This window comes from Ruegeria sp. C8 (assembly GCF_056537565.1).
The window spans coordinates 66,855-89,633 of sequence record NZ_JBQFRV010000008.1 but is presented as its reverse complement, the minus strand read 5'-3'; the positions used below and the strand labels follow the sequence as shown (position 1 = coordinate 89,633).

The following is a 22,779-nucleotide window of genomic DNA, read 5'->3' as shown; positions in this document are numbered from 1 at the left end:
CGACCAGTCTACTTCCGTCGCAGATGTTCGTCCAATCTGGGCATTATTTCCACGAAATTGCAGGGGCGGTGGCGATAATCGAGCTGTTTCTCGAGGATACCGTCCCAAGCGTCCTTGCAGGCACCGGGGCTGCCCGGAAGCGCAAACAGGTAGGTGCCGCCCGCCACGCCACCCGTAGCGCGCGACTGAACCGCCGAAGTTCCGATTTTCTCCATTGAGATGATGGTGAATACAGTCCCGAAAGCGTCGATCTCTTTTTCATAGACGTCGCGATGCGCCTCGACCGTAACGTCCCGCCCGGTCAGCCCGGTGCCACCCGTCGAGATCACCACGTCGATTCCGGTATCCGCAACCCAGGCGCGCAGTTGATCGGCGATCTGGGCGCGCTCGTCCCGGATGATCTTGCGATCCGCCACCACGTGCCCCGCCTTTTCGATGCGGTCCACCAATGTCTGGCCCGAACGATCCTCATCAACCGAGCGCGTATCCGAGACGGTCAGAACCGCGATGCGGATGGGGATAAAGTCGATCGTTTCGTCGATACGTGACATCAGGCGTCAGGCCCTTTCCATGATTGCAAGCCGCAGCGCGAGCGCGGTGAAAATCCCGCCCGTCACCCACCCCATAATGCGTGAGGCGCGCGGGTTTCCGATCAGCAAACGTCCAGCACCTCCGGCGAACACGCCCACCAACCCGTTTACGACAAACCCGCCCAGCGCGATGATCACGCCAAAGATCAGAAACTGCCCTAGGATTGGCCCTGCCGCAGGATCAACAAATTGAGGGATAAAGGCCAGAACGAACAGAACGATCTTGGGGTTGGTCAGGTTCACCACCATCCCATCCCGAAACGCCATGCGCGTCGGCCTTGCTGGCCCTGCGGTCGAGACCGCTCCGTTGCGGATTGCGCCCCAGGCCAGATACAGCAGATAAGCAACACCCATCCAGCGGATGACATCAAACAGCCATGGCATCGAATTGACCAAGGCTCCAAGGCCCAGCCCTGCCAGCAGGACATGCACCATCAAACCCAGCGATATCCCGGCGCTTGCCACCAGCGCCGGACGGGGTCCGGATTTCAGGCCCTGCCCGAAGCAGAACATCATATCCGCGCCGGGTGTGAGATTCAGCAACATCGCGGCAGGGACAAAGGCCAGCAGAGTAACGGTTTCGATCATATCGCAACCTCAAACCAATTTGTTCTGGGGCCAAGATTGGCGATTTCTGAACGACCCAATGACCCGCGATAGCCCCAGCTATCGTGGATATGCCCACAAAAGACCAGTTCCGGTTGCAGGCGTTCCACCGCATCGCGCACGGCGACCGATCCGACGGACATCCCTTGCGACGTAGTATCGCCAAACCCTTTGGGCGGAGAGTGAACAACCAGCACATCCGTCCCATCGCAACGGTCCAGCATCTCTGCGGCTTCGGCCTCGCTCAGGTCACAGGACCAGTCGCCAAACGGCGTGACCGGCACGCCGTAGCCCAAGCCAAACAAGCGCAACCCGTCGACGGCCATGCCCGTGCCATGCAGCACATGGACGCCATCGGGGGCGACATCCATTAACTCGGCCGCGCTTTCGGCATTGCCCGGGATTAGAACCAGCGGTGCCGCTATGCCAGAAAGCATCTGCATCGCTTCATCCAGCCCCTGCCGCATGTTGCAATAGTCCCCGGCCCCGATTACCAAATCCGCATCGGCGCTGGCCGCCACCAAATCAGCCGCCCGGTTACGTGCCATGTGAAGGTCCGAGAACGCCAGGATACGCATCATCCAGCCCCTAGTCGCGCTTTCAGCTCGAGCAAATCAGCCCAAGCCTGTCGTTTCATCTGCGGCTGTCGCAGCAGGTACGCGGGGTGGAACATCGGGATGACAGGCAGGTCCAGCGCCTGATCCCAACTCCCGCGCAAGCGTGTGATGCCGCGTTTGCCCAAAACCGCCTGACAGCTGATATTGCCCATCACCACCAGCACTTCGGGTTTGGCAAGCGCCACGTGACGTTCCAAGAACGGCTTCATCATGCCGATCTCTTCGGGTTTTGGGTCGCGGTTCTGCGGTGGGCGCCAGGGCAGCACATTGGTGATGTAGACATCCTGCGCGCGGTCCAGATCAATCGCCGCTAGCATACGGTCCAACAGCTGCCCGGCCCGACCAACAAAGGGTTTACCTTCGCGATCCTCATCCCGGCCCGGAGCCTCGCCAATGATCATCACCCGCGCACCCGGAGTGCCATCGGCAAAGACCAACTGTCGCGCGCCGCGCTTCAGCTCACAATGATCGAACGCCTCCATCACCGCGCGCAGCTGGTCGAGGGACGCGGTACCTTGAGCGGCCGCTTTGGCATTCGCAACTGGATCAACCTGTTTGGGCTTTTCCGGCGCGGTTTGCGGGGTTGCAGGCTTCTTCGCCTTGGGCGTCGTATCCGGCAAGGCATAGCGATCAATCGGCGCGTCCCCGATCGCCTCGGTCGCGCCCAGTTCGATCTGCCATTCCAGCAGCGCCTTTGCAGTGTGATAGTCCAAGCCCGATTCCATGCCCTCAATCTAACCAGCTTTTGCCTGAGGGAAAGCGAATAGACCTTGCCTCGGCACCGGGACAGACCGACCATGCGGGCGTCATGCTGTCTTTTCTGCGATTCCTTCTGGTAGCTTTGGCGCTTGCCCTCGGCGGCGAACCCGCCTCGGCCCAGTTGCTTGGCGGGGCGGATCAATGCCGGGCGGGTCAGTTTGCCTGCGGCAGCCGCTGCTGCTCGGGCGGGCAGAGGTGCAGCTTTGATGGTCACTGCATTCCCTTGGGCGGAACCTATTGCGGCGGCGGTCGCAGCTGTGGCGCGTTCGAGCGCTGCGTCGCGGGTGGCACACGCTGCGCGCCTGCCGCGGCAAACGCTTGCACCTCAAGTCTTGATTGTCCCTCAGGCAGCTTTTGCAGTGCGCGCGGGCAATGTGAAAAAACCATACCCGACTTGAACCCCAGTTTGCCTGAGGCCCTTGACCCGCCGCAAATATGCGATGATGGCCTGACCTGCGCGCGCGGGTCGTCGTGCCTGCCGGGAGGCGGATGCACGCGTCCCGGATGGTTCTTGTGCGAGGAAACCGGATCGCAATGCCGCCCCGGTTTCAAATGCTCGGACCATCAGGGATGCGTTCCGATCAAGGCCATCGACTGTGGTTATGGAAAGTGGTGCAAACCCGGCGAGCAATGCCTGCCCGAAGGCGGGTGCGAGAATCTGCCCGAAGGGTCGGAACCATAGAGCGTTTCGGGTTTAACTTAAGACACGAATACCCTGCCACGCCTGCGGCGTTCGGGGGCACATTCGTGTCGTAGAGTGATTCAGATAAAACCCGAAACGCTTTAGGTTGCCTCTGCCCGCGTGGCTTTCTATAAGCGGTCCGATTGTCAGACAGGAGCCCGCCATGCGTTTTGCCCATCGTCACCTTCTTGGCATCGAGCATCTGTCGCAATCCGATATCACCGCCATTCTGGATTTGGCCGAAAAATACGTCGACCTGAACCGCCAGTCGACCAAGCATTCGGACGTTCTGTCGGGGCTAACTCAGATCAACATGTTCTTCGAAAACTCGACCCGCACGCAGGCCAGTTTCGAGCTAGCAGGCAAGCGATTGGGCGCGGATGTGATGAACATGGCGATGCAGGCCAGCTCGATCAAAAAGGGCGAGACGCTGATCGACACCGCCATGACACTGAATGCGATGCATCCCGACCTGCTGGTGGTGCGGCATCCTCATTCAGGCGCCGTGGACCTACTGGCACAGAAGGTGAATTGCGCGGTTCTGAACGCGGGCGACGGGCGGCACGAACACCCGACACAGGCCTTGCTGGACGCTCTGACGATCCGCCGGGCCAAGGGCCGGTTGCATCGCCTGAATATCGCGATCTGCGGCGACGTCGCACATTCCCGCGTGGCGCGATCGAACCTGATCCTGCTTGGCAAGATGGAGAACCGCATCCGCCTGATCGGCCCGCCGACGCTGGTCCCCTCGCAATTCGCCGAGTTCGGCGCCGAGATCTATGACGACATGAACGAGGGCCTAAAAGACGTCGACGTGGTCATGATGCTGCGCCTTCAGAAAGAGCGGATGGATGGCGGCTTCATCCCCTCAGAGCGCGAGTATTATCACCGCTACGGTTTGGATGCCGCCAAACTGGCGCAGGCCAAACCCGATGCCATTGTTATGCACCCTGGACCGATGAACCGCGGGGTTGAGATCGACGGCACGCTGGCCGACGACATCAACCGATCCGTCATTCAGGAACAGGTCGAAATGGGCGTCGCCGTCCGCATGGCCGCGATGGAGCTTCTGGCCCGCAACCTGCGTGAGGTCGCATGAGCGATCTGACCGTCGCCCCCCATGAACACGGCGTGATCCGCCTGTTCGCGCTGGACATGCGCCCGGAAGAGGCCAAGTTCCTACGCGAACCCGGCGCGGCCGATCAGGTTCTGGGTGTCGATGGTTTGGACGCCGATCAAATTGACATTTTCCCGGTCTCCGACCTCGAAGACCTTGGGCTTTTTGGCTATTTGCACGAGGGCGGCGGTGTGTTCGAGGATCAATTGGATCGCAGCATGCTTGACGCCATCGAAGGCTGGGTCATGGTCGTCCGCAGCGCGGCCTTTGGTGGACGCGCGGCGCAGCTGAACCCTGATCCTCGTCTGCATTTGCTGGGACTGTTCACCGAAGAGTCGACGAACTGGACCGGCGGTGCAATTGAAACCGAAAGTGCCAAGCCGTTCTCGGCCCCGCAACCGCCCATGGACAATGATGCCCCCCGCCGTGTTGGATCGGCCCTGATGGCGGTGATCGCTCTGCTTGTTATCGGAGGTGCCCTATGGCTGATCCTGTGACCTTCACCCCGGACAAACGCGCCTATGTCCAGACCAACCTGACCCTCGCCGCCATTGCGATGGCGGGCGCGATGCTGGTGCTGTGGCTGATCGGCAACCCCTATGTCTGGACCGGCGCGCCCGCCGGGTTGGCGGCTATCGGTTTTCGCGCCTGGTATCTGGCCTCGGAAGAGCTGAACAATACGTGGGAATTGTCTGACACCACCCTCACCGGCCCTGGCCCTCGGGTTGTCGCGCTGAACCAGATCGAAGCCGTCAATACAATGGGCAGCTTTGTTCAGGTTGTGACACGGGGCGGCGACAAGCACCTCATCAAATACCAGGCGAACCCTGCCGCCACCAAGGCCGCCATCGAAAGGGCCGCGGGATGAGCGACGGGTGGTGGCGACCCCATATCCCTAAGGGCGAAGAAGTCCTCTGGACCGGGCAACCGCATCAGGGGTATTTTCCGCCCCATGTGGGATGGGCTTACCGGCTTCTGATCCTGAGCCTCGGTCTGGCTTGGCTGGCGAACCCGTGGTTCGCCGACACCCTGCGGGACTATTGGAAACTGATCGGGTCCACGGGGTTCGTTGCGTTCCTCATGTGGTACGACCGACTGCTGCGCACCTGTCGTATCTACGTGGTGACCACCCGGAACGCATGGTGGATCAGCAAGATCTTCAAACCCAAACACGTCCCTATCGACCACACGTTGAACTACCATCGCAGCGGTCAGAACGTGGTGTTTTCGCGCCGCCTGTTTCTTGTATTCGAATACCTGTCCGACCCTGATGCCGCTTTGGCGGCATTGAACCAAGCCCGAGAGGCCTCAGCATGACTTCTGTCGTTTTCACCAATGCCCGCCTGATCAATCCGGAAACCGGCACGGACAGTCTGGGCTGGCTACACGCCGAAAACGGGCGCATTGTGGCGCTGGGCGATGGGGGCGCCCCGGCCATCAAGGGAGATGTCTTCGACTGCAACGGTAAATGCCTGGCCCCCGGCATCGTAGATATCGGCGTCAAGGTGTGCGAACCCGGTGAGCGGCACAAGGAAAGCTACAAATCCGCCGGTCTGGCCGCCGCTGCGGGCGGTGTGACCACCATCGTCACTCGTCCGGACACTTTGCCTGCGGTTGACACGCCGGAAACGCTGGAATTTGCCACTCGGCGGGCGCAAGCGGATGCGCCTGTCAACGTCCTGCCGATGGCCGCCCTTACCAAGGGGCGCGAAGGGCGTGAGATGACCGAGATCGGCTTTCTGCAGGATGCAGGGGCCGTTGCCTTCACCGATTGCGATCATGTCATCACCAACACCAAGGTTTTCTCCCGCGCGCTCACCTATGCTAAATCCTGCGGCGCGTTGGTCATCGCGCACCCTCAGGAACCGGGGCTGAGCAAAGGGGCCGCCGCCACCAGCGGCAAGTTTGCCGCCTTGCGCGGGTTGCCCGCCGTCTCGCCCATGGCGGAACGGATGGGGCTGGACCGCGACATCGCGTTGCTCGAGATGACCGGGGCCGCCTATCACGCCGACCAGATAACGACCGCCCGCGCCCTGCCCGCACTGGAACGTGCCAAGCGCAACGGGCTGGACATCACCGTCGGAACCTCAATCCATCATCTGACGCTGAATGAGCTGGACGTGGCCGACTATCGCACCTTCTTCAAGGTCAAGCCGCCCCTACGGTCCGAGGATGACCGGCAAGCGGTGATCGAAGCGGTGCGCACCGGCCTGATCGACATCATCAGTTCGATGCACACGCCGCAGGACGAAGAAAGCAAACGCCTGCCGTTTGAAGAGGCTGCCTCGGGCGCGGTTGCGTTGGAGACCTTCCTGCCCGCGGCCCTGCGGCTGTTTCATGCAGGGCAACTGGACCTGCCTACTCTGTTCAGGGCCATGGCGCTGAATCCCGCGAAACGGTTGGGGCTGGAAAGCGGGCGTCTGGCGCAGGGTGCGCCTGCCGATCTGGTTCTTTTCGACCCGGATGTGCCGTTTGTGCTGGACAGGTTTGCCCTGAAATCGAAATCGCAGAACACACCGTTTGACGGTCAGCGCATGCAGGGTAAGGTCCTTGCAACCTATGTGGCCGGCAAAGACGTGTACCGGAGAACCTGATGCCCGAAATCGACAACTCAATGACCGTACTCGCCCTGTGGGCGGCCTTGGGATACCTGATCGGATCAATCCCTTTCGGCCTGATCATCGCGCGCGTCATGGGGCTGGGCAATCTGCGGCAGATTGGATCGGGCAATATTGGCGCAACAAATGTTCTGCGCACCGGCAGCAAACCGGCCGCCGCGCTGACGCTGCTGTTGGATGGCGGCAAAGGGGCGCTGGCGGTCCTTTTGGCACGCGCCTACGCGGGAGAGGACGCGGCGCAGATTGCCGCCCTGATGGCCTTTCTCGGCCACTGCCTGCCTGTTTGGCTGGCCTTCAAAGGCGGTAAGGGCGTTGCAACCTTCATCGGCCTTTGGCTGGCGCTGGACTGGCGCGTCGGCGTTGCTTGCTGTCTGACCTGGCTAGTCTCCGTCGCGATCTGGCGCATGTCCTCGGCCGGAGCGCTGGCCGCAGCGGCGTTGTCGACCACCTGGATCATCACTCTGACAGACGGCACGACATTCATCCTCGGAATTGCCCTGACCTTCCTGATCTACTGGCGTCACAAGGACAACGTCGCCCGCATCAAATCCCGGACCGAGCCGAAAATCGGGAAATCGTGACCCCGCCAGAAGACTTTCTGACGGCATTTTTCGCCCTGCCCACCGGTACGTTCACTGGCCGAGCAGACGCCAAGCGTTATGTGGTCTCGCGGCAGGTTCTGGCCGGGGGCAAATCCCACAAGCTTGTCGCGCATGAGCTGGGCGGGACAGACTATATCAGCCTGAACCTCTACCAGACGCGAAACAGCGGCGCGCTACTGCGCCCCTGTGAAATGCCCGCCCCCAAAGTGGTGGATTTCGTATTGGCGCTGACCCCGGATATCTGATTGATATTCCGCATTTTTGCACAGCACCTCTGTGTCGTGGCACAATCACAATTCATTGTTTTGAACGTGATCAAGCCGCCTCCCATCTGCATTCCGTGGCGGCCAATTACCGGTCTCACAAGATAAAATCCCCGGGTCCGCAAATCGCAATTCAGGCGAGGTCGCGCGGCCCTTTCACGAAAGGTGAAGCTATGAACACGTTTAAATCTCTGATCGGCGGCGTTGCCCTGTCTGTTGCTCTGGCCACTTCGACTTTGGCCGCTGGTGTTGAACTCAACGCAAGCTCGACTGGTCTGGCGATGCAAGGCTATGACCCGGTTGCCTATTTCACCGCTGGCGAAGCAACCAAAGGCGACTACCGCATCACCACCCTGCACAACGACGCTCTGTACCGCTTCTCGTCGGAAGAAAACAAAGTGGCATTTGAAGCCAACCCCGAGGCCTACCTGCCCGCATATGGCGGCTATTGCGCCTTCGGCGCGGCCATGGGCTTCAAATTCGATGGCGACCCGAACCACTGGAAAATCGTCGACAACAAACTGTACCTGAACCTGTCGCAAGACATCCAAGAACGTTGGGAAGGCGACATCCCGGGCTTCATCGAGCAAGCCAGCACCAACTGGGAAACCATCGCAGACAAAAGCCCGGCTGAACTGCAGCAATAATCCGCTGAAATTGACAGCACGCGTCGGCGGCAGAGTGATCTGCCGCCGCATTTTATTTGAAGCTTTGAAAACACTAACTATCTTATTGAGACAGACCCGGATCTAACGGGCGGACATCGGGCCAGACGGCCTGAACGATCCAAGACCTAGTACGGAATATGCCACAAACGATGATCCGGTCCTGAGGCAGGGCCGTATTTGAGTATGTATATGCGTAGCCAGACCGACAAATTGGCGCGCGGTTATTTGGAATGAAAGGATCAAGACATGATAGGCAGATTGGCACTTGTGACAGCGGCGTCCACCCTGGCGGCAGGGGCCGCGATGGCCCAATCCTCGGGCAACTGGACAGGGTTCTACGGCGGTCTGCAGCTGGGTTATATCGACGTCGATACCAACGTTTCTGGTATTGATGGCGATGCTGCGATTGGTGGTATCATCCTCGGATATGACTATGATCTGGGCGACTGGGTCGTAGGCGGCGGCTTTGACTACGACTGGACCAATGTCGACCTCGGCCCAGCAACGGTCGAGGATGTATGGCGCATCAAAGTGCGCGCAGGCTACCAAGTGAACCCTCAGGGTCTTCTTTACGGTGTTGGCGGCTATGCGGATGCAGGCACCGACAATCTGGGCAGCGACAATGGCTGGTTCATTGGTGCAGGCTATGAACAGATTGTAGCCCCGAATGTCAGCATCGCAGGCGAGTTGCTGTATCACGAGTTCGACAACTTCAACTCGTCCGGTGTGGATGTCGACGCCACAACGCTTCAGATCCGAGCGGCCTACCGCTTCTGAATTTTCCGGTTTTCGAACTGGACCAGGCCCGGCGTCTTGCGCCGGGTCTTTGCGTTTACAAATCCAGAATTGTGCTGCCGGTGGTTTGCCGCGCCTCTAGCGCGCGGTGCGCTTCGGCAATCTGATCCAGAGGGAAGCGTTGGTCGATGTGGATCTTGACCTCTCCGCCCTGAACCTTGCCAAACAACCGCCGCGCCATCGCCTGACAGACCGCGTGATCGGCAATATGTGTAAACAGGGTCGGGCGGGTGATCTTGAGCGAGCCTTTCTGCCCAAGAATGCCGATATTCACCGGCGGCACCGGCCCGGATGCATTGCCGAAGGATATCATCATGCCCAAAGGCTTCAGACAGTCCAATGAGCCGTCAAACGTATCGGCCCCGACGGAATCCATCACCACATCGACACCTTTGCCACCGGTCAGTTCGGCGACGCGTTCGGCGAAGTTCTCGGTGCGGTAGTTGATGCAATGGGCCGCACCGTTAAATTGCGCCAGACTGCATTTTTCATCTGTCCCTGCGGTTCCGATCAGCTTAATGCCCTCGGATTTCGCCCATTGGCAGGCGATCAGGCCGACACCGCCTGCAGCCGCGTGAAACAGAACCGTGTCGCCGCGTTTCAAGGGGGTGGTACGATGGAACAGATATTCGACTGTAAGACCTTTCAACATCATCCCTGCGGCAATTTCCGAAGGGATGATGTCCGGCAGTGGGCATACCTGCGCCGCGGGCATCACCCGCGCCTCGCAATAGGCGCCGGACGGGGCGCTGGCATAGGCCGCGCGTTGGCCCGGCTGCAAATGCGTCACGCCTTCGCCGACTGCCTCGATCACGCCTGCAGCCTCCATGCCCAACGCATGCGGCAATTCAAGGGGATAGAGGCCCGTTCGTTGATAGACATCAATGAAGTTCAACCCGCACGCCTCGTGGCGAATGCGAATCTCGCCGGGGCCGGGATCGCCCAAAGGTTGGTCCTTGATCTGTAGGATCTCAGGTCCGCCGAATTCCTCAATGACAACTGTACGCGCAGTTTGCTGCATTCTGACCTCCTCTTGCCTAAGCTCAAGCTAACACGCCTGCGCGGCAAGACAATCCGGGCGATGCGGCGGCGGCAATTCGGGAATTTCCAAAACTGTGCTATACTGCATACAGGCGTTGCCGGCTGGTCCGGCCACGAGCAACCCTCAGCCGGATCCATTCTGCGGCGCACCACTCGCCAAGGAAGGGAACAAAATGGCAAAAACTATCGGTAACCCGATCAGCTGGGCGGCCCAAAGCCTTGGCGCAACCAGCGATCACGTCTCGGAAAGCGTCTCGCACCTGGGCAGTTCGGACGTGCGCCACCTGCCCATGGTGCAGCCACTCACATTCGACGACCTGAAATACTGCCTGAGGGCCGGATACGCGGACTTTCTGGAAACCCGCGCGGATGCGATCTTTATTGTGCTGATCTACCCGATTGCCGGGCTGTTGATGGTGGGGTTTGCGATGAACATGGACTTGGTGCCCTTGCTGGCCCCACTGATCGCAGGCTTTGCCCTGATCGGCCCGATCGCAGCCGTTGGTCTTTATGAAATCAGCCGCAAGCGCGAACAAGGCGGAGAGGTCCATTGGCTGGACGCGTTCGGTGTGTTCCGATCGCCCTCCTTCGGGGCCATTCTGGCGCTCGGGTTCTACTTGGTCCTTCTGCTGCTTGTCTGGCTGATGGTCGCCCAGAGCGTCTATGCGCAGACGCTCGGCCCCGAACCGCCTGCCTCGCTGGGCGCGTTTGCGACCGAGGTTCTGACCACCGGCGCGGGGTGGACAATGGTCATCTTTGGCACCGCTGCGGGGTTCTTTTTCGCTTTGATTGCGCTGGCGGTCAGCGTAGTCAGCTTCCCGCTTCTGCTGGACCGTAAAGTAGGGCTGCCCGTGGCCGTTGTGACATCCGTTCGCGTGCTGCGCCACAATCCCGGCGTCGTCATGGGCTGGGGTTTCATCGTCGCGACCCTGCTGGTGCTGGGCGCGATCCCGATGCTGCTGGGGCTGATCATAGTAATGCCCGTTCTGGGTCACGCAACATGGCACCTCTATCGGCGCGCCGTGGCGTGACCCAAAAGGCGTCAGCCTGAGACGTTCAGAACGATCTTGCCAATATGCCGCGAGCTTTCCATGAGCGCGTGCGCCGCGGCAGCCTCGGCCAGAGGGAATTCGCTGTGCATCACCGGCGCGACCTTGCCTGCAGAGAGAAGCGGCCAGACGGCCTCGTGCAGGTCCTGAGCGATCTTTGCCTTGGCCAGATCGCTTTGCGGACGCAGCGTGCTGCCGGTTAGCGTTAGGCGTTTCACCATCATCAGGGCAAAGTTCAACTCGGCCACGGGTCCTTGCAAAAAGGCGATCTGAACCAGACGTCCATCCTCGGCCAGCGCTTTCACGTTGCGCGGGATATAGTCACCGCCAACCATATCGAGGATCAGGTTCGCGCCCCCTTCGGCCCGCATGACCCCGACAAAATCCTCATCCCGGTAATTAATCGCTTTTTCGGCCCCCAAGTTCAAACAGGCCTCACATTTCTCAGCCGAGCCCGCCGTCGCAAAGACACGCGCGCCAAACGCGTTCGCCAGTTGGATCGCCGTCGTCCCAATACCGCTTGAGCCACCATGGACAAGGAACCGCTCACCCGCTTTTAGGCCGCCGCGTGTGAAGACATTCGACCAGACAGTGAAAAAGGTCTCGGGCAGGCAGGCGGCTTGCTTTAGGTCCATGCCATCGGGGACAGGCAAGCAATGCGCGGCGGGCGTGGCGACATATTCGGCATATCCGCCGCCCGGAAGCAGCGCGCAGACTTTGTCACCGATCGAGAGCTCCTCAACACCCGCGCCAAGGGCAACCACTTCGCCCGAGGCTTCAAGCCCCGGCAGATCGCTTGCACCAGGAGGCGGATCATAGGCCCCCGCGCGCTGCAACGCGTCCGGTCGGTTGACACCGGCATAGGCCACCTTCAACACGACTTGACCGGCCGCCGGCTCAGGAATCGGTCGTTCGGTTAGTTGCAGGACATCAGGGCCGCCGGGCTCGGTGATTTCGACGGCACGCATTGTCTGGGTTTCGGGCGAGGTCATGGGCAAATCTCCTTTGCCCAATGCCTAGCAGGCCAAAAAGCAAAGGCCCAGATGCTTACTTGCGCGGGTTCAACATCCCCGGCAAATCAGCCCGCATCTTCATCGGAGGTTTCACCTGAGCTGCAAACCAATTCGGAACGGCCAGCAAGGGCTTGAGCAGCGGGTTGCCGTTCACCTGCGCCTTGAGCTTTTCGAACTGCATCACGTTTTCGATGCGACGATCCAGAAACGCCCAACTGTTCTGGTGATCCGGCGAATCATCCCCCAGCCAAAACAGCAACGTCGACGAATAGACCCCCGAAAGGGTTGCGCGCTTGGTGTACCAATTTACATCATCCGACGTATCACCCAGCGCATCCCAGATCAGATCACAGGTGCCCCAAACGGCCTTGGCCCCGTCCGCGGCGTGGTTGGGCAGTGAAAACAGGGTCATGCCCCGGCGCACCAGCTCCTTGTCCTCGACCGCCTCAAGTCGGAACCGAACGGCGGCGGCAACCTTTTCGCGAAACTTCAGCTCGCTCATGTCGGTGGACTTGATTCTGTCCAGCATGACTTGATCGCCCCGCGCGTGGTAGGCCAGCGCCAGATCGACCGCGCCGCGCGGGCAGATCGCACGGGCCAGACCGTCATCCAGATCGCAATCGACAACGGCCGCGCGGAAACTGGCCTCGGACCAGCCATCGAACGGAACATGCATCAGGATCGCGTCCAGCAGCTGTTGTTTGGTGTCTTCGTAAGTGACGGTCATGGCGGTTCTCCGGTGCTTGGGCACAGTACTAGACAAGATAGAGCGGCTTTGCTATACGGCCAACTCCTGCAATTTCCTTGCAACTCTATCTAGAAAGGTGGTGACAACCACATGCAGGTTAGTGTTCGCGACAATAACGTCGATCAGGCGCTTCGTGCCCTGAAGAAAAAGCTGCAGCGCGAAGGCGTGTTCCGTGAAATGAAGCTGAAGCAACATTTCGAGAAACCGTCCGAGAAAAAAGCGCGCGAGAAGGCTGAAGCGATCCGTCGTGCCCGTAAACTGGCACGTAAGAAAGCACAGCGCGAAGGTTTGCTCTAAGTACCTGACGCTCGTCCAGCTTTGGATGACACTATTTGACGACCCCCGAGGCATCGCCCGGGGGTTTGTCGTTTCTAAGTGCGTTTTTGCCCGCGCCCCTGCACAACCAGTGCGATAACTCGCCGAGCCTTAGTCTCGCCTCTTTCTCGGCGTTTTCCAGCGCAGCGAATCTGCGTCCGACTGCACCGACCCGCCGAAAAGCGCCGATTTTCATCGCCTCTCTGTTCATGTCTTTGGTGGCCCCGATAACTGGGCTCGTCCACTCAGACAAAACATAAAACGGAGGCAAAAATGTCTACAGCAAGTGAAGTAGAACGAGAGATGCTGGCGCTCATCAACCAAGAGCGCACATCCCGCGGTCTGGACCCCCTGCAACTTGAAAGACAGCTTAACGAGTCATCAGAAGACCACAGCGCATGGATGCTGAATACGGACCGGTTCAGCCACACCGGATCGGGCGGATCCAGCGCAACCCAGCGCATGCAGTCGGCCGGTTTCGATCTGGAAGGCAGCTGGCGCACGGGCGAGAATATCGCCTGGCAATCCGAGCGCGGCGCCCCAGGCATCAGCGATGATGTCGCGCAACTGCATCAGAACCTGATGAACAGCCCCGGCCACAGGGCCAACATTCTGAACCCCGATTTCAAATATATCGGGATCGGGGTTGAGACGGGCGACATGCAGGGCTTTGACGCGGTCATGGTGACGCAGAACTTTGCCACCACTGACGCAGAGGTCGTGTTGGACAGCGACGACACCGCTATGACGCCGCCCCCGGCTGAAGATCCAGTGCCCGAGGAGCCGGAAACAGATGTGACGGAAACCGAAGACGCAACTCAGGAACAACCGGTAACCGATGTCACCGAGACGGAAGATCCGGAACCGGAACAGCCTGAGACTGATGTCACAGAGACAGAGGACCCGGAACCCGAGCAGCCCGAAACCGATGTCACAGAGACGGATGATCCGGAACCTGAACAGCCGGAGACTGACGTCACAGAGACCGAAGACCCGGAACCGGAACAGCCCGAAACCGATGTCACCGAGACCGAGGACCCGGAACCCGAACAGCCCGAAACTGACGTTACTGAGACTGAAGACCCGGAACCCGAGCAGCCCGAAACTGACGTCACAGAGACCGAAGATCCGGAACCTGAGCAGCCCGAGACCGATGTCACCGAGACCGAGGACCCTGATAGCGGTTGTTTCGACGTCGCAGCTTTCCTCGCCGAAATTGAGGCGTTCATTCAACAGCTGCAGACGCAGTTGGATCAATTCGCCTGGAATGATGACGTCATGACTCCGGAAGAACCCGAGGATGACTTGGATCTGGTGATGGTCGACGATATGGACCCATCCTCGGATGACAAGTCGTGCCCGGAGATGGCATCGGACGATTCCGGAGACGTCTTCTTCGTCAACTTCTTCAATTTCGATTGCATGATGGACGTCGCCTGACGGCTTATCTTGATGCGAGGCAGTCCGCTGCCTCGCATCCTCACAACACGATCAGTAGATCTTGGGCACGTGCAGCTCGTCGGGCAGAACGCGGCGTTCGTAGTCCGGATTGTAGCGGCGATCGGGCAGATTGACCCTCTCATGCGGAACGTCCGTATAGGGGATCATGGTCAGAAGATGCTCGATACAATTCAGGCGCTCGCGTTTCTTGTCATTACCTTCCACAATGTACCATGGCGCCTCGGGGATATTGGTGCGGAAGAACATATCCTCTTTCGCCTTGGTGTAGGATTCCCACCGGATGCGGGATTCCAGGTCCATCGGCGAAAGCTTCCACTGTTTCATCGGGTCATGGATACGCATAAGGAAGCGCAGCTGTTGTTCTTCATCCGTGATCGAGAACCAGTATTTCAGCAAGATGATCCCAGAGCGCACCAACATACGCTCAAATTCCGGAACGTCCTGAAAGAACTGTTCGACCTGATCCTCGGTCGCAAAACCCATTACGCGTTCCACGCCTGCACGGTTGTACCAGGAGCGATCGAACAGAACGATCTCACCGGCCGCCGGCAGGTGCGGCACGTAGCGCTGGAAATACCACTGGCTTTGTTCCCGGCGGCTGGGGGCTGGCAGGGCAACCACCCGCGCCACGCGCGGATTGAGGCGCTGGGTGATCCGCTTGATCACGCCCCCCTTGCCCGCACTGTCACGGCCTTCAAACAGTATACAGACCTTGGCACCGGTGTGCTGAACCCAGTCCTGCACCTTGATCAACTCAGCCTGAAGGCGCAGCAGGTTTCGGAAATAGACCTTTCGGTCCAGCATGTCCGGATGCTGTTCCCGATAGATCTTGCGAACTTCCATCGACAGCATCGGCTCGCTGAATTCGATCTCGAAGTCCTCATCCAGCGTATCTTCCAGCTCAGCCTCCAACCAGTCTTTGGGGGCGCCATCGTTTTCGTAGGCCAAGGTCAACTCCTTATTATTCTTCGGGTTCCCACCCTGGCAGGTTTGTGTAACCGCCTGATGTCATCAGATCAATTGATGACATCGCGCTGCCGGGATCAGGGGGAGGCGCAGCGCGAGGGTCTCGTCGTCTCAATTTTGGACGCCCCGCCCCGGGGATACAAGCCGTAGAATTGACGCAAGGCAGTCCTTTGCCTTTCTACGCGCAGAAAATAGGCGCCTTTCAAACCGGTAGGGCGGTTGTCTTGAACACCGTGCGCAAAGCAAAAGAGCTTTGCATCTGCGCCACTTTGGGCAGCCGTGACAGGTATTGACGGTGGATCCGGGCGAAATCCTCGGTATCTTCGGCCACCACTTTCAGGATGTAGTCAGCAGTTCCGGCCATCAGATGGCATTCCAGAACGTCCGGGATGCGCGAAACCGCCTTTTCGAACGCGTCCAGAACTTCTTCGGCCTGGCCCTGCAATGTGATCTCGACAAAGACGGTCGTCGGCACATTCATCTTGCGCGCATCCAGCAAAGCCACGTAATTGCGGATATAGCCGTCAGCCTCAAGCCTTTGTACCCGGCGATGGCAGGCCGAGGGGGACAGGTTCGCCTGCTCCGACAGCTCGGCATTTGACATTCGACCATTGCGCTGCAGTGCAGAAAGTATCTTCCGATCAGTCGTGTCTAGGCTCATTGCTGCAAATCCTTTGCGAGATTTTAGCAGTTTACGCGAAAATCTTCCGACAAAAAACACAAAGCCCCGTCTTGTTTCACAAAAATTGCGCCTTGAATTGCACATAATTTAGGCAGTTTATGAACGGAGACGGTGCAGATGAAAATCGGTTGCCCCAAGGAAATCAAACCCCAGGAATTTCGCGTCGGCATGACGCCCAACGCCGCGCAGGAAGCGGTTGCGCGCGGACATGACGTGCTGATTGAATCCGGTGCCGGCATTGGCGCTGGATTCGACGATGCCGCCTATGTCGCTGCTGGCGCGGGCATCGTGGACACAGCAGAAGAGGTCTTTGCCACGGCCGACATGATCGTCAAGGTAAAGGAGCCTCAGGCCGGTGAGCGCAAGATGCTACGCGAAGGCCAGTTGCTGTTCACCTACCTGCACCTCGCTCCGGACCCGGATCAGACCCACGACCTGCTGGCCTCGGGCTGTACCGCAATCGCCTATGAGACCGTCACAGACGCAAGCGGCGGTCTTCCTCTGCTCGCGCCCATGTCCGAGGTTGCGGGCCGTCTGGCGCCTCAGGTCGGGTCGTGGACCCTGCAGAAGGCCAATGGTGGCCGAGGCGTGCTGATGGGTGGCGTTCCCGGCGTTGGTCCGGCCAAGGTCGTCGTGATTGGTGGAGGTGTCGTCGGCACTCACGCGGCTAAGATCGCAGCAGGTATGGGCGCAGATGTGACGGTTCTTGACCGCTCACTGCCTCGGCTGCGCTATCTGGATGACGTATTCGGCGGGCAATTCAAAAACCAATACTCGACGGCTGGCGCTACGGCTGAACTGATCCGGGACGCCGATATGGTGATCGGAGCCGTTCTGATCCCTGGCGCTGCCGCTCCGAAGCTGATCAGTCGAGAGCAGCTGTCGACGATGAAGCCAGGTGCGGTGCTGGTGGACGTGGCTATCGACCAGGGCGGCTGCTTTGAAACCTCGCGCGCAACGACTCATGCCGATCCGATCTACGAAGTCGATGGAGTGATGCACTATTGCGTGGCCAACATGCCGGGCGCGGTGGCCAGGACCTCGACCATCGCTTTGGGCAACGCGACGATGCCGTTCATGCTGGCACTGGCGGACAAAGGCTGGAAACAGGCGTGTCAGGACGACCCGCACTTGCTGGCGGGTCTGAACGTTCACGCCGGGCAACTGACCTACTATGCGGTGGGCAAAGCCCTTGGCATCGACGTTGTCTCCCCCAACGTGGTGATCAAGTCGTAACAACTCCCGCCCCTGAAATCGCCTTTTTACCAAAAGGCGATTTACAGCGTTGGGCATGGCGCCACGCCTATTGGCGCGGCGCGGTTGGTCTTGATTGACACCTCATGCGCAAAAAACGAAAGCGCCGCACGAATGTGCGGCGCTTGGCCCAACGGGAGGAGGGCATTCCCAATGCCCGCGCGACGGGCGGGAGCGTTCAGCCCTCTTTGTGGATCTCCACCGAATGTGGGTAGGGGATTGAGACGCCTTTCGCATCGAAGGCTTCTTTCACAGCTTTGGTCAGCTCGAATTTCACATCCCAATAGTCCGCCGCTGCGCACCACAGACGTGCGGTCAGATCGACCGAGCTATCGCCGAGGTTGGTCACACGCACCCAGGGCTCCGGATCTTTGTGAATACGCGCATCCGCGTTCGCAACATCCAGAATGATCTTCATCGCCTCATCCGCACTGTCGCCATAGTCGATCCCGAACACCAAATCCACACGGCGCGTGTCATGTGCCGAGTAGTTGGTGATAATCGACCCCCAGGATTGTCCGTTTGGCACAATGATCTGCACATTGTCCGGCGTCACCAATTCGGTCGTGAACAGGTTGAGGTCTTTCACCGTCCCCGCTGTCCCGCCGATGTCGACAAACTGGCCCAGTTTATACGGCCGGAACACCACAAGCATCACACCTGCTGCCAAGTCGCTGAGTGTCCCTTGCAGCGCCAGACCAATCGCCAGAGACGCGGCACCCAGAATGGCCACGATGCTTGTCGCCTGGATCCCGAAAATCCCGAGAACAGCGACCAGAACCATCGCCAGGATCGCCCATTTGACAAGGCTGGCCATGAAGTTCCCTAGTGTCGGGTCGATCTGCGGCGTTGCGTTGATGCGCCGCCGCACCATGCCAGCGATTGCTCCAGCAACGATCCAGCCCAAAATCAGTACGATCAGCGCCTTGACCGCGCTCATGATCAGAGGCGCAAATGCACCCACCTGTGTTGCAACTTCATCCACGCGCATTTCCTTTCTCAAACATCAATCCCGCGGCTTTCGCGCGGGACTCGCTGAATTGTGAGTGAAAAACGCAAATCGGTCTAGGTGCGAGTTACGTCAGTTTTCCCCATTGTTCGCCAGCAAACAAAGGGTGACCTACACTGCACAGCTTGGGGGGCTGACAAATACACGGCTCCGTGCCTTACTCGAACGGAATCGCCCGAACAGGAGCTTTCGCATGCTGGACACCGCCTCTTTCCCGATCATGGCCAAATGGCCGCCGCAACACCCTGATCGCCTACAACTTTATTCCTTCCCGACACCCAACGGTGTCAAGGCCTCGATCATGTTGGAAGAAACCGGCCTGCCTTATGAGGCGCACAAGGTTACCCTGGCCGATGCCGATGTCAAAAGCCCCGAGTTTCTGTCGCTGAACCCCAACAACAAGATCCCCGCGATCATTGACCCCAATGGCCCGGATGGCACCCCCATTGGCGTGTTCGAGAGTGGCGCGATCCTGCTCTATCTGGCCGAAAAAACCGGGCAGTTCATTGGCCAATCCGCCACCGACAAGCATCGCGTCACGCAATGGCTGATGTTCCAGATGGGTGGCCTAGGGCCGATGCTCGGACAATTGGGCTTTTTCTACAAATTCGCCGGCAGCGAGATCGAAGACCCCCGCCCGCGCGAGCGCTATATCAATGAGGTCAAACGCCTGCTCAACGTCCTGAACCAGGAACTCGAGGGTCAGGACTGGATCGCCGGAGACTACTCGATCGCCGATATGGCCATCGCACCCTGGCTGCGCGGGCTGGATTTCTATGGCGCTAAAGAGGTCGTTGGGTGGGATGACCACGCCAATCTCACCGCCTATCTAGATCGGTTCCTTGACCGCCCCGCCGTGCAAAAAGGCTTGGTGACACCCGCCCGCGATTGACACCAAAAGGGCTTGCGACCATCCCGGCGCGCAAGCCCTTTTCGCAACCTAGCCCGGCAGTGCGCCGGTCAGAACATAGCGCAGGATCTCCACCACCTGGCGCGGTTCCTCCGCAACTGCCAGCGCGGCGGCATCGACCTCTTTCAACGCGTGCTGATGATCGGGGCCGTGCAGCACAATGATCGATTTGCCCAAAGCGGCGGCGTAGCCCGCATCAAAGGCGGCGTTCCACTGCTTGTATTTGTCACCGAACCGGACAACCACTACATCCGCATCCGAGATCCCCTTGCGCGTACGGATCGCATTCACCATCGCGCCCTTGTGGTCGTGCCAATACTTGTTCGGCTCTGCGCCCAAGACGGCGACACCACAATCATCACTGGCCGCGTGATCGGTCACTGGGCTGCTGAACGTGACATCCAGCCCCTCCGCACCCGAAATGATCTGCTCACGCCAATCGGTGTGAATCTCACCAGAAAGATAAACTTTCAACATCTTGCGTTTCCTCCCATGAAAAAGGGGCGCATTCGCCCCTTCATCTTTCTAAAAATCTTGTGACCGAGGGTGGATCACCCTTAGCCGCGCAGAACGCCGCCTGTGGCTTTTGACACCTTGGCAATGATCTTCTCAGCCACTGCCTCGATATCCTTTTCTTTCAGCGTCTCGTCTTTCGGCTGCAACCGCACGGTGATGGCCAGAGATTTCTTGCCCTCACCGAGGCTCCCGCCGATGAACTCATCAAAAACGCGAACGTCTTCGATCAGGGCCTTATCGGCCCCCGCCGCAGCGTTCACCAAAGTCAGAGCTTCGACAGTATCATCGACCACAAAGGCAAAGTCACGCTCGACGGCTTGCAGATCGCGCAGTTCCAGCGCGGCGCGGGTTGCGCCGGATTTACGAGGCAGCGGCACCTCATCCGGCCAGATGGTGAATGCCATCGCCGGGCCTTTGATATCCATCGCCTGCAGGATGCGCGGGTGCAACTCACCAAACACGCCCAGAACCTTTTTCGGGCCGAGGCAGATCTTGCCGTGACGACCCGGATGCCACCAGGCGTCTCCGTCGCGCAGTATCTGAACCTTTGCCGGTGCGCCGATTGCGGCCAGAACTGCCTCGGCATCCGCTTTGGCATCAAAGAGGTCAACCGGGCGGGACGCGCCGTGGACGTCTTTGGGACCGTTGCGGCCAACCAGCAGGCCGGAGATCTGTGTCTTCTGATCACCCGGTTCGCCGTCATGGAAGACAGGACCGACCTCGAACAAGGCCACGTCAGCATAACCGCGTGCCTGATTGCGCGCCGCCGCTTGCAGCAGGCTGGGAAGCAAATCGGGGCGCATATGGCTCATCTCGGATGAGATTGGGTTTTCCAGACGCGTCGCATCATCACCGCCGCCAAACAGCGCGGCCGAGGCCTGATCGATGAAGGTATATGAGACGCATTCGTTATACCCCAACGCGGCACAGGTACGTCGCGCCATCGACTGACGACGTTGTGTCGGGGTTATTACGGGTTTCGGGATGCCATCACTCACGCGCGGCAAGGGCTTGCCCTGCAGCTTGGTCAGCGATGCAATCCGCGCGACCTCTTCCACCAGATCGGCCTCGCCCATGACATCTGGACGCCAGCTGGGCACATGCGCCATCTCGCCTTCCAGACGGAAGCCCAGACGGGTCAGAGTCTGGCGCTGCTCGCTTTCGGGAATATCCATCCCGACCAAAGACTGCACTCGCGCCGCATCCAACTTGTAGGCCCGTGCATGGTTCGGAGCCTTGCCGGCCTCAACCACTTTGGATACCTCACCGCCGCAGATATCCAGGATCATCTGCGTCGCCTGCTCCAACCCTTCCAGCGTGTATTCCGGGTCGATACCGCGTTCGAACCGATAGCGTGCATCCGAGTTGATCTTGAGCGCACGACCGGTCAGTGCGATCTGCACGTGATCCCAGAACGCGCTTTCGAGGAAGACATTCACAGTCTCTTCGGTGCAGCCGGTTTCCTCACCGCCCATGATACCGGCAATGGACTCAGGTCCTTTGTCGTCCGAGATCACCATCATGCCGGGCTGCAGCGTGTATTCTTTTTCGTCCAGCGCCACCAGCTTCTCGCCGCCCTTGGCACGGTGAACGCGCAGGTTGCCCTGCACCTTGTCCGCGTCAAACACGTGAAGCGGGCGGTTCTGGTCGTAGGTCATGTAGTTGGTGATATCGACCAAGGCCGAGATCGGACGCAGACCGATTGCCTTCAACTGATCCTGCAACCACTGCGGGCTGGGGCCATTCTTGACGCCACGGATCAGACGGCCGGTGAAATGAGGCGCGCCGTCCAGCGTATCCTCGTCGATCGTCACCTTGATGGGGCTGTCGAAATCGCCGGGCACCGGCGCATAGGCGCGCTCTTTCAGCGTGCCAACGCCGCGCGCAGCCAGATCGCGCGCGATACCTGCTACGCCCAACGCGTCCGGGCGGTTGGGGGTGATCGCAATCTCGATCATCGGGTCGATCTTGGAGGGGTCATTCTCGGCCAGCCAATCGACAAATGTGTCGCCGACCTCGCCTGACGGCAGTTCAATGATACCGTCATGCTCATCCGACAGCTCCAGCTCGCGCTCCGAGGCCATCATGCCAAAGCTCTCAACGCCTCGGATCTTGCCGACGCTGATGGTGATATCCAGACCCGGGATATACATGCCCGGTTTGCAGACCACGACGGTGATGCCTTCGCGCGCATTGGGCGCGCCGCAGATGATCTGCAGATCGCCCTCATCCGTCGCCACCGTGCAGACGCGCAGCTTGTCGGCGTCGGGGTGTTTCTCGGCATGTTTCACATGGCCCAAGGTAAAGCCCGCCAGACGGTCCGCCGGGTTCACGACCTCTTCGACCTCAAGGCCAAGATCGGTCAGCGCCTCAGTGATCTCATCAACCGACGCATCGGTGTCGAGGTGGTCTTTCAGCCAGGACAGAGTGAATTTCATTGCTCGGGGCCTTTTTTGGCAGATATCCAGTCGGCACAGGCAATGACAAAGAATGCGCCA

The 22,779-nt window shown here is 59.5% G+C and carries 27 protein-coding genes; 15 read left to right on the top strand and 12 right to left on the bottom strand.

Annotated features, from left to right (window positions below; genetic code table 11):
• Window positions 1-8: 8 nt before the first annotated feature.
• From moaB to ACR0KL_RS12235, 4 genes are read right to left on the bottom strand one after another with little or no spacing between them, the layout of a single operon-like run.
• Complete coding sequence (gene moaB / locus ACR0KL_RS12250; RefSeq protein WP_170678659.1) at window positions 9-551, bottom strand: molybdenum cofactor biosynthesis protein B; 543 nt, start codon at window positions 549-551, stop codon at window positions 9-11.
• A 6-nt stretch (window positions 552-557) separates the two neighbouring features.
• Window positions 558-1,178, bottom strand: coding sequence for a LysE family translocator (locus tag ACR0KL_RS12245; protein WP_170639861.1), 621 nt, complete (start codon window positions 1,176-1,178; stop codon window positions 558-560).
• Window positions 1,175-1,774, bottom strand: coding sequence for a metallophosphoesterase family protein (locus tag ACR0KL_RS12240; RefSeq protein ID WP_480777084.1), 600 nt, complete (start codon window positions 1,772-1,774; stop codon window positions 1,175-1,177). The genes ACR0KL_RS12245 and ACR0KL_RS12240 overlap by 4 nt, the downstream gene beginning before the upstream one ends.
• A complete protein-coding gene (locus ACR0KL_RS12235; RefSeq protein ID WP_170678655.1) occupies window positions 1,774-2,538 on the bottom strand; it encodes a uracil-DNA glycosylase in 765 nt (254 codons plus the stop codon). The genes ACR0KL_RS12240 and ACR0KL_RS12235 overlap by 1 nt, the downstream gene beginning before the upstream one ends.
• Before the next feature lie 83 nt (window positions 2,539-2,621).
• Here ACR0KL_RS12235 and ACR0KL_RS12230 point away from each other — a divergent pair, with 83 nt between their 5' ends.
• The 10 genes from ACR0KL_RS12230 (at window position 2,622) to ACR0KL_RS12185 (ending at window position 9,299) form a co-directional block, all read left to right on the top strand.
• Window positions 2,622-3,254 carry a scavenger receptor class F, member 2 gene (locus tag ACR0KL_RS12230; protein ID WP_170678653.1) on the top strand — a complete coding sequence of 211 codons (633 nt, stop codon included), beginning with the start codon at window positions 2,622-2,624 and terminating at the stop codon, window positions 3,252-3,254.
• Between the two features lie 163 nt (window positions 3,255-3,417).
• The gene (locus tag ACR0KL_RS12225; RefSeq protein ID WP_170491099.1) at window positions 3,418-4,353 is read left to right on the top strand and encodes an aspartate carbamoyltransferase catalytic subunit; all 936 of its coding nucleotides are present in this window, start codon (window positions 3,418-3,420) and stop codon (window positions 4,351-4,353) included.
• The gene (locus ACR0KL_RS12220) at window positions 4,350-4,868 is read left to right on the top strand and encodes a hypothetical protein (RefSeq protein WP_480777083.1); all 519 of its coding nucleotides are present in this window, start codon (window positions 4,350-4,352) and stop codon (window positions 4,866-4,868) included. Before ACR0KL_RS12225 ends, ACR0KL_RS12220 begins: the two co-directional genes overlap by 4 nt.
• Complete coding sequence (locus ACR0KL_RS12215; RefSeq protein ID WP_170469158.1) at window positions 4,853-5,239, top strand: hypothetical protein; 387 nt, start codon at window positions 4,853-4,855, stop codon at window positions 5,237-5,239. Before ACR0KL_RS12220 ends, ACR0KL_RS12215 begins: the two co-directional genes overlap by 16 nt.
• Window positions 5,236-5,688 carry a hypothetical protein gene (locus tag ACR0KL_RS12210; RefSeq protein WP_480777082.1) on the top strand — a complete coding sequence of 151 codons (453 nt, stop codon included), beginning with the start codon at window positions 5,236-5,238 and terminating at the stop codon, window positions 5,686-5,688. Before ACR0KL_RS12215 ends, ACR0KL_RS12210 begins: the two co-directional genes overlap by 4 nt.
• Window positions 5,685-6,965, top strand: coding sequence for a dihydroorotase (pyrC, locus tag ACR0KL_RS12205; protein ID WP_480777081.1), 1,281 nt, complete (start codon window positions 5,685-5,687; stop codon window positions 6,963-6,965). The genes ACR0KL_RS12210 and pyrC overlap by 4 nt, the downstream gene beginning before the upstream one ends.
• A complete protein-coding gene (gene plsY, locus ACR0KL_RS12200; protein ID WP_480777080.1) occupies window positions 6,965-7,570 on the top strand; it encodes a glycerol-3-phosphate 1-O-acyltransferase PlsY in 606 nt (201 codons plus the stop codon). The genes pyrC and plsY overlap by 1 nt, the downstream gene beginning before the upstream one ends.
• Window positions 7,567-7,836: a hypothetical protein gene (locus tag ACR0KL_RS12195; protein ID WP_480777079.1), complete on the top strand. Its 270-nt coding sequence runs from the start codon at window positions 7,567-7,569 to the stop codon at window positions 7,834-7,836. Before plsY ends, ACR0KL_RS12195 begins: the two co-directional genes overlap by 4 nt.
• A gap of 191 nt (window positions 7,837-8,027) precedes the next feature.
• Window positions 8,028-8,501 (top strand): YHS domain-containing (seleno)protein, encoded by a 474-nt coding sequence (locus ACR0KL_RS12190; RefSeq protein WP_170553758.1) that lies wholly within the window; start codon window positions 8,028-8,030, stop codon window positions 8,499-8,501.
• Window positions 8,502-8,768: 267 nt separating this feature from the next.
• Window positions 8,769-9,299 carry a porin family protein gene (locus ACR0KL_RS12185; RefSeq protein WP_170666769.1) on the top strand — a complete coding sequence of 177 codons (531 nt, stop codon included), beginning with the start codon at window positions 8,769-8,771 and terminating at the stop codon, window positions 9,297-9,299.
• Window positions 9,300-9,354: 55 nt separating this feature from the next.
• Here ACR0KL_RS12185 and ACR0KL_RS12180 read toward each other — a convergent pair whose 3' ends face one another.
• On the bottom strand, window positions 9,355-10,338 hold the full coding sequence (locus ACR0KL_RS12180; RefSeq protein ID WP_480777078.1) for a quinone oxidoreductase family protein: 984 nt from the start codon (window positions 10,336-10,338) through the stop codon (window positions 9,355-9,357).
• Window positions 10,339-10,531: 193 nt separating this feature from the next.
• On the opposite strand from ACR0KL_RS12180, the gene ACR0KL_RS12175 reads away from it, so the two are divergent.
• The gene (locus ACR0KL_RS12175; RefSeq protein ID WP_480777077.1) at window positions 10,532-11,389 is read left to right on the top strand and encodes a DUF2189 domain-containing protein; all 858 of its coding nucleotides are present in this window, start codon (window positions 10,532-10,534) and stop codon (window positions 11,387-11,389) included.
• Between the two features lie 11 nt (window positions 11,390-11,400).
• Here the strand turns inward: ACR0KL_RS12175 and ACR0KL_RS12170 are convergent, their stop codons facing one another.
• Window positions 11,401-12,399, bottom strand: coding sequence for an NAD(P)H-quinone oxidoreductase (locus ACR0KL_RS12170; protein WP_480777076.1), 999 nt, complete (start codon window positions 12,397-12,399; stop codon window positions 11,401-11,403).
• Between the two features lie 55 nt (window positions 12,400-12,454).
• Window positions 12,455-13,147: a COQ9 family protein gene (locus tag ACR0KL_RS12165; protein WP_170379132.1), complete on the bottom strand. Its 693-nt coding sequence runs from the start codon at window positions 13,145-13,147 to the stop codon at window positions 12,455-12,457.
• A gap of 111 nt (window positions 13,148-13,258) precedes the next feature.
• Between ACR0KL_RS12165 and rpsU the strand changes: the two genes are divergently transcribed.
• Window positions 13,259-13,465 (top strand): 30S ribosomal protein S21, encoded by a 207-nt coding sequence (gene rpsU, locus ACR0KL_RS12160; RefSeq protein ID WP_005614280.1) that lies wholly within the window; start codon window positions 13,259-13,261, stop codon window positions 13,463-13,465.
• A 291-nt stretch (window positions 13,466-13,756) separates the two neighbouring features.
• Window positions 13,757-14,923: a CAP domain-containing protein gene (locus ACR0KL_RS12155; RefSeq protein WP_170678633.1), complete on the top strand. Its 1,167-nt coding sequence runs from the start codon at window positions 13,757-13,759 to the stop codon at window positions 14,921-14,923.
• A gap of 51 nt (window positions 14,924-14,974) precedes the next feature.
• Here the strand turns inward: ACR0KL_RS12155 and ppk2 are convergent, their stop codons facing one another.
• Window positions 14,975-15,892, bottom strand: a complete 918-nt coding sequence (ppk2, locus tag ACR0KL_RS12150; RefSeq protein ID WP_170379135.1) for a polyphosphate kinase 2 — start codon at window positions 15,890-15,892, stop codon at window positions 14,975-14,977.
• Window positions 15,893-16,112: 220 nt separating this feature from the next.
• Window positions 16,113-16,571 carry an Lrp/AsnC family transcriptional regulator gene (locus ACR0KL_RS12145; RefSeq protein WP_170462590.1) on the bottom strand — a complete coding sequence of 153 codons (459 nt, stop codon included), beginning with the start codon at window positions 16,569-16,571 and terminating at the stop codon, window positions 16,113-16,115.
• A 138-nt stretch (window positions 16,572-16,709) separates the two neighbouring features.
• On the opposite strand from ACR0KL_RS12145, the gene ald reads away from it, so the two are divergent.
• Window positions 16,710-17,828 (top strand): alanine dehydrogenase, encoded by a 1,119-nt coding sequence (ald, locus tag ACR0KL_RS12140; RefSeq protein WP_170678631.1) that lies wholly within the window; start codon window positions 16,710-16,712, stop codon window positions 17,826-17,828.
• 196 nt (window positions 17,829-18,024) lie between these two features.
• On the opposite strand, the gene ACR0KL_RS12135 is transcribed toward ald, so the two are convergent.
• Window positions 18,025-18,837 (bottom strand): mechanosensitive ion channel family protein, encoded by an 813-nt coding sequence (locus tag ACR0KL_RS12135; RefSeq protein WP_247748119.1) that lies wholly within the window; start codon window positions 18,835-18,837, stop codon window positions 18,025-18,027.
• 211 nt (window positions 18,838-19,048) lie between these two features.
• Between ACR0KL_RS12135 and ACR0KL_RS12130 the strand changes: the two genes are divergently transcribed.
• Window positions 19,049-19,747: a glutathione S-transferase N-terminal domain-containing protein gene (locus ACR0KL_RS12130; RefSeq protein WP_170678629.1), complete on the top strand. Its 699-nt coding sequence runs from the start codon at window positions 19,049-19,051 to the stop codon at window positions 19,745-19,747.
• Between the two features lie 48 nt (window positions 19,748-19,795).
• Here ACR0KL_RS12130 and ACR0KL_RS12125 read toward each other — a convergent pair whose 3' ends face one another.
• Both ACR0KL_RS12125 and pheT read right to left on the bottom strand, forming a co-directional pair.
• Complete coding sequence (locus tag ACR0KL_RS12125) at window positions 19,796-20,242, bottom strand: YtoQ family protein (protein ID WP_170379140.1); 447 nt, start codon at window positions 20,240-20,242, stop codon at window positions 19,796-19,798.
• 80 nt (window positions 20,243-20,322) lie between these two features.
• Window positions 20,323-22,719, bottom strand: a complete 2,397-nt coding sequence (gene pheT, locus ACR0KL_RS12120; RefSeq protein ID WP_170678627.1) for a phenylalanine--tRNA ligase subunit beta — start codon at window positions 22,717-22,719, stop codon at window positions 20,323-20,325.
• Window positions 22,720-22,779: the final 60 nt, after the last annotated feature.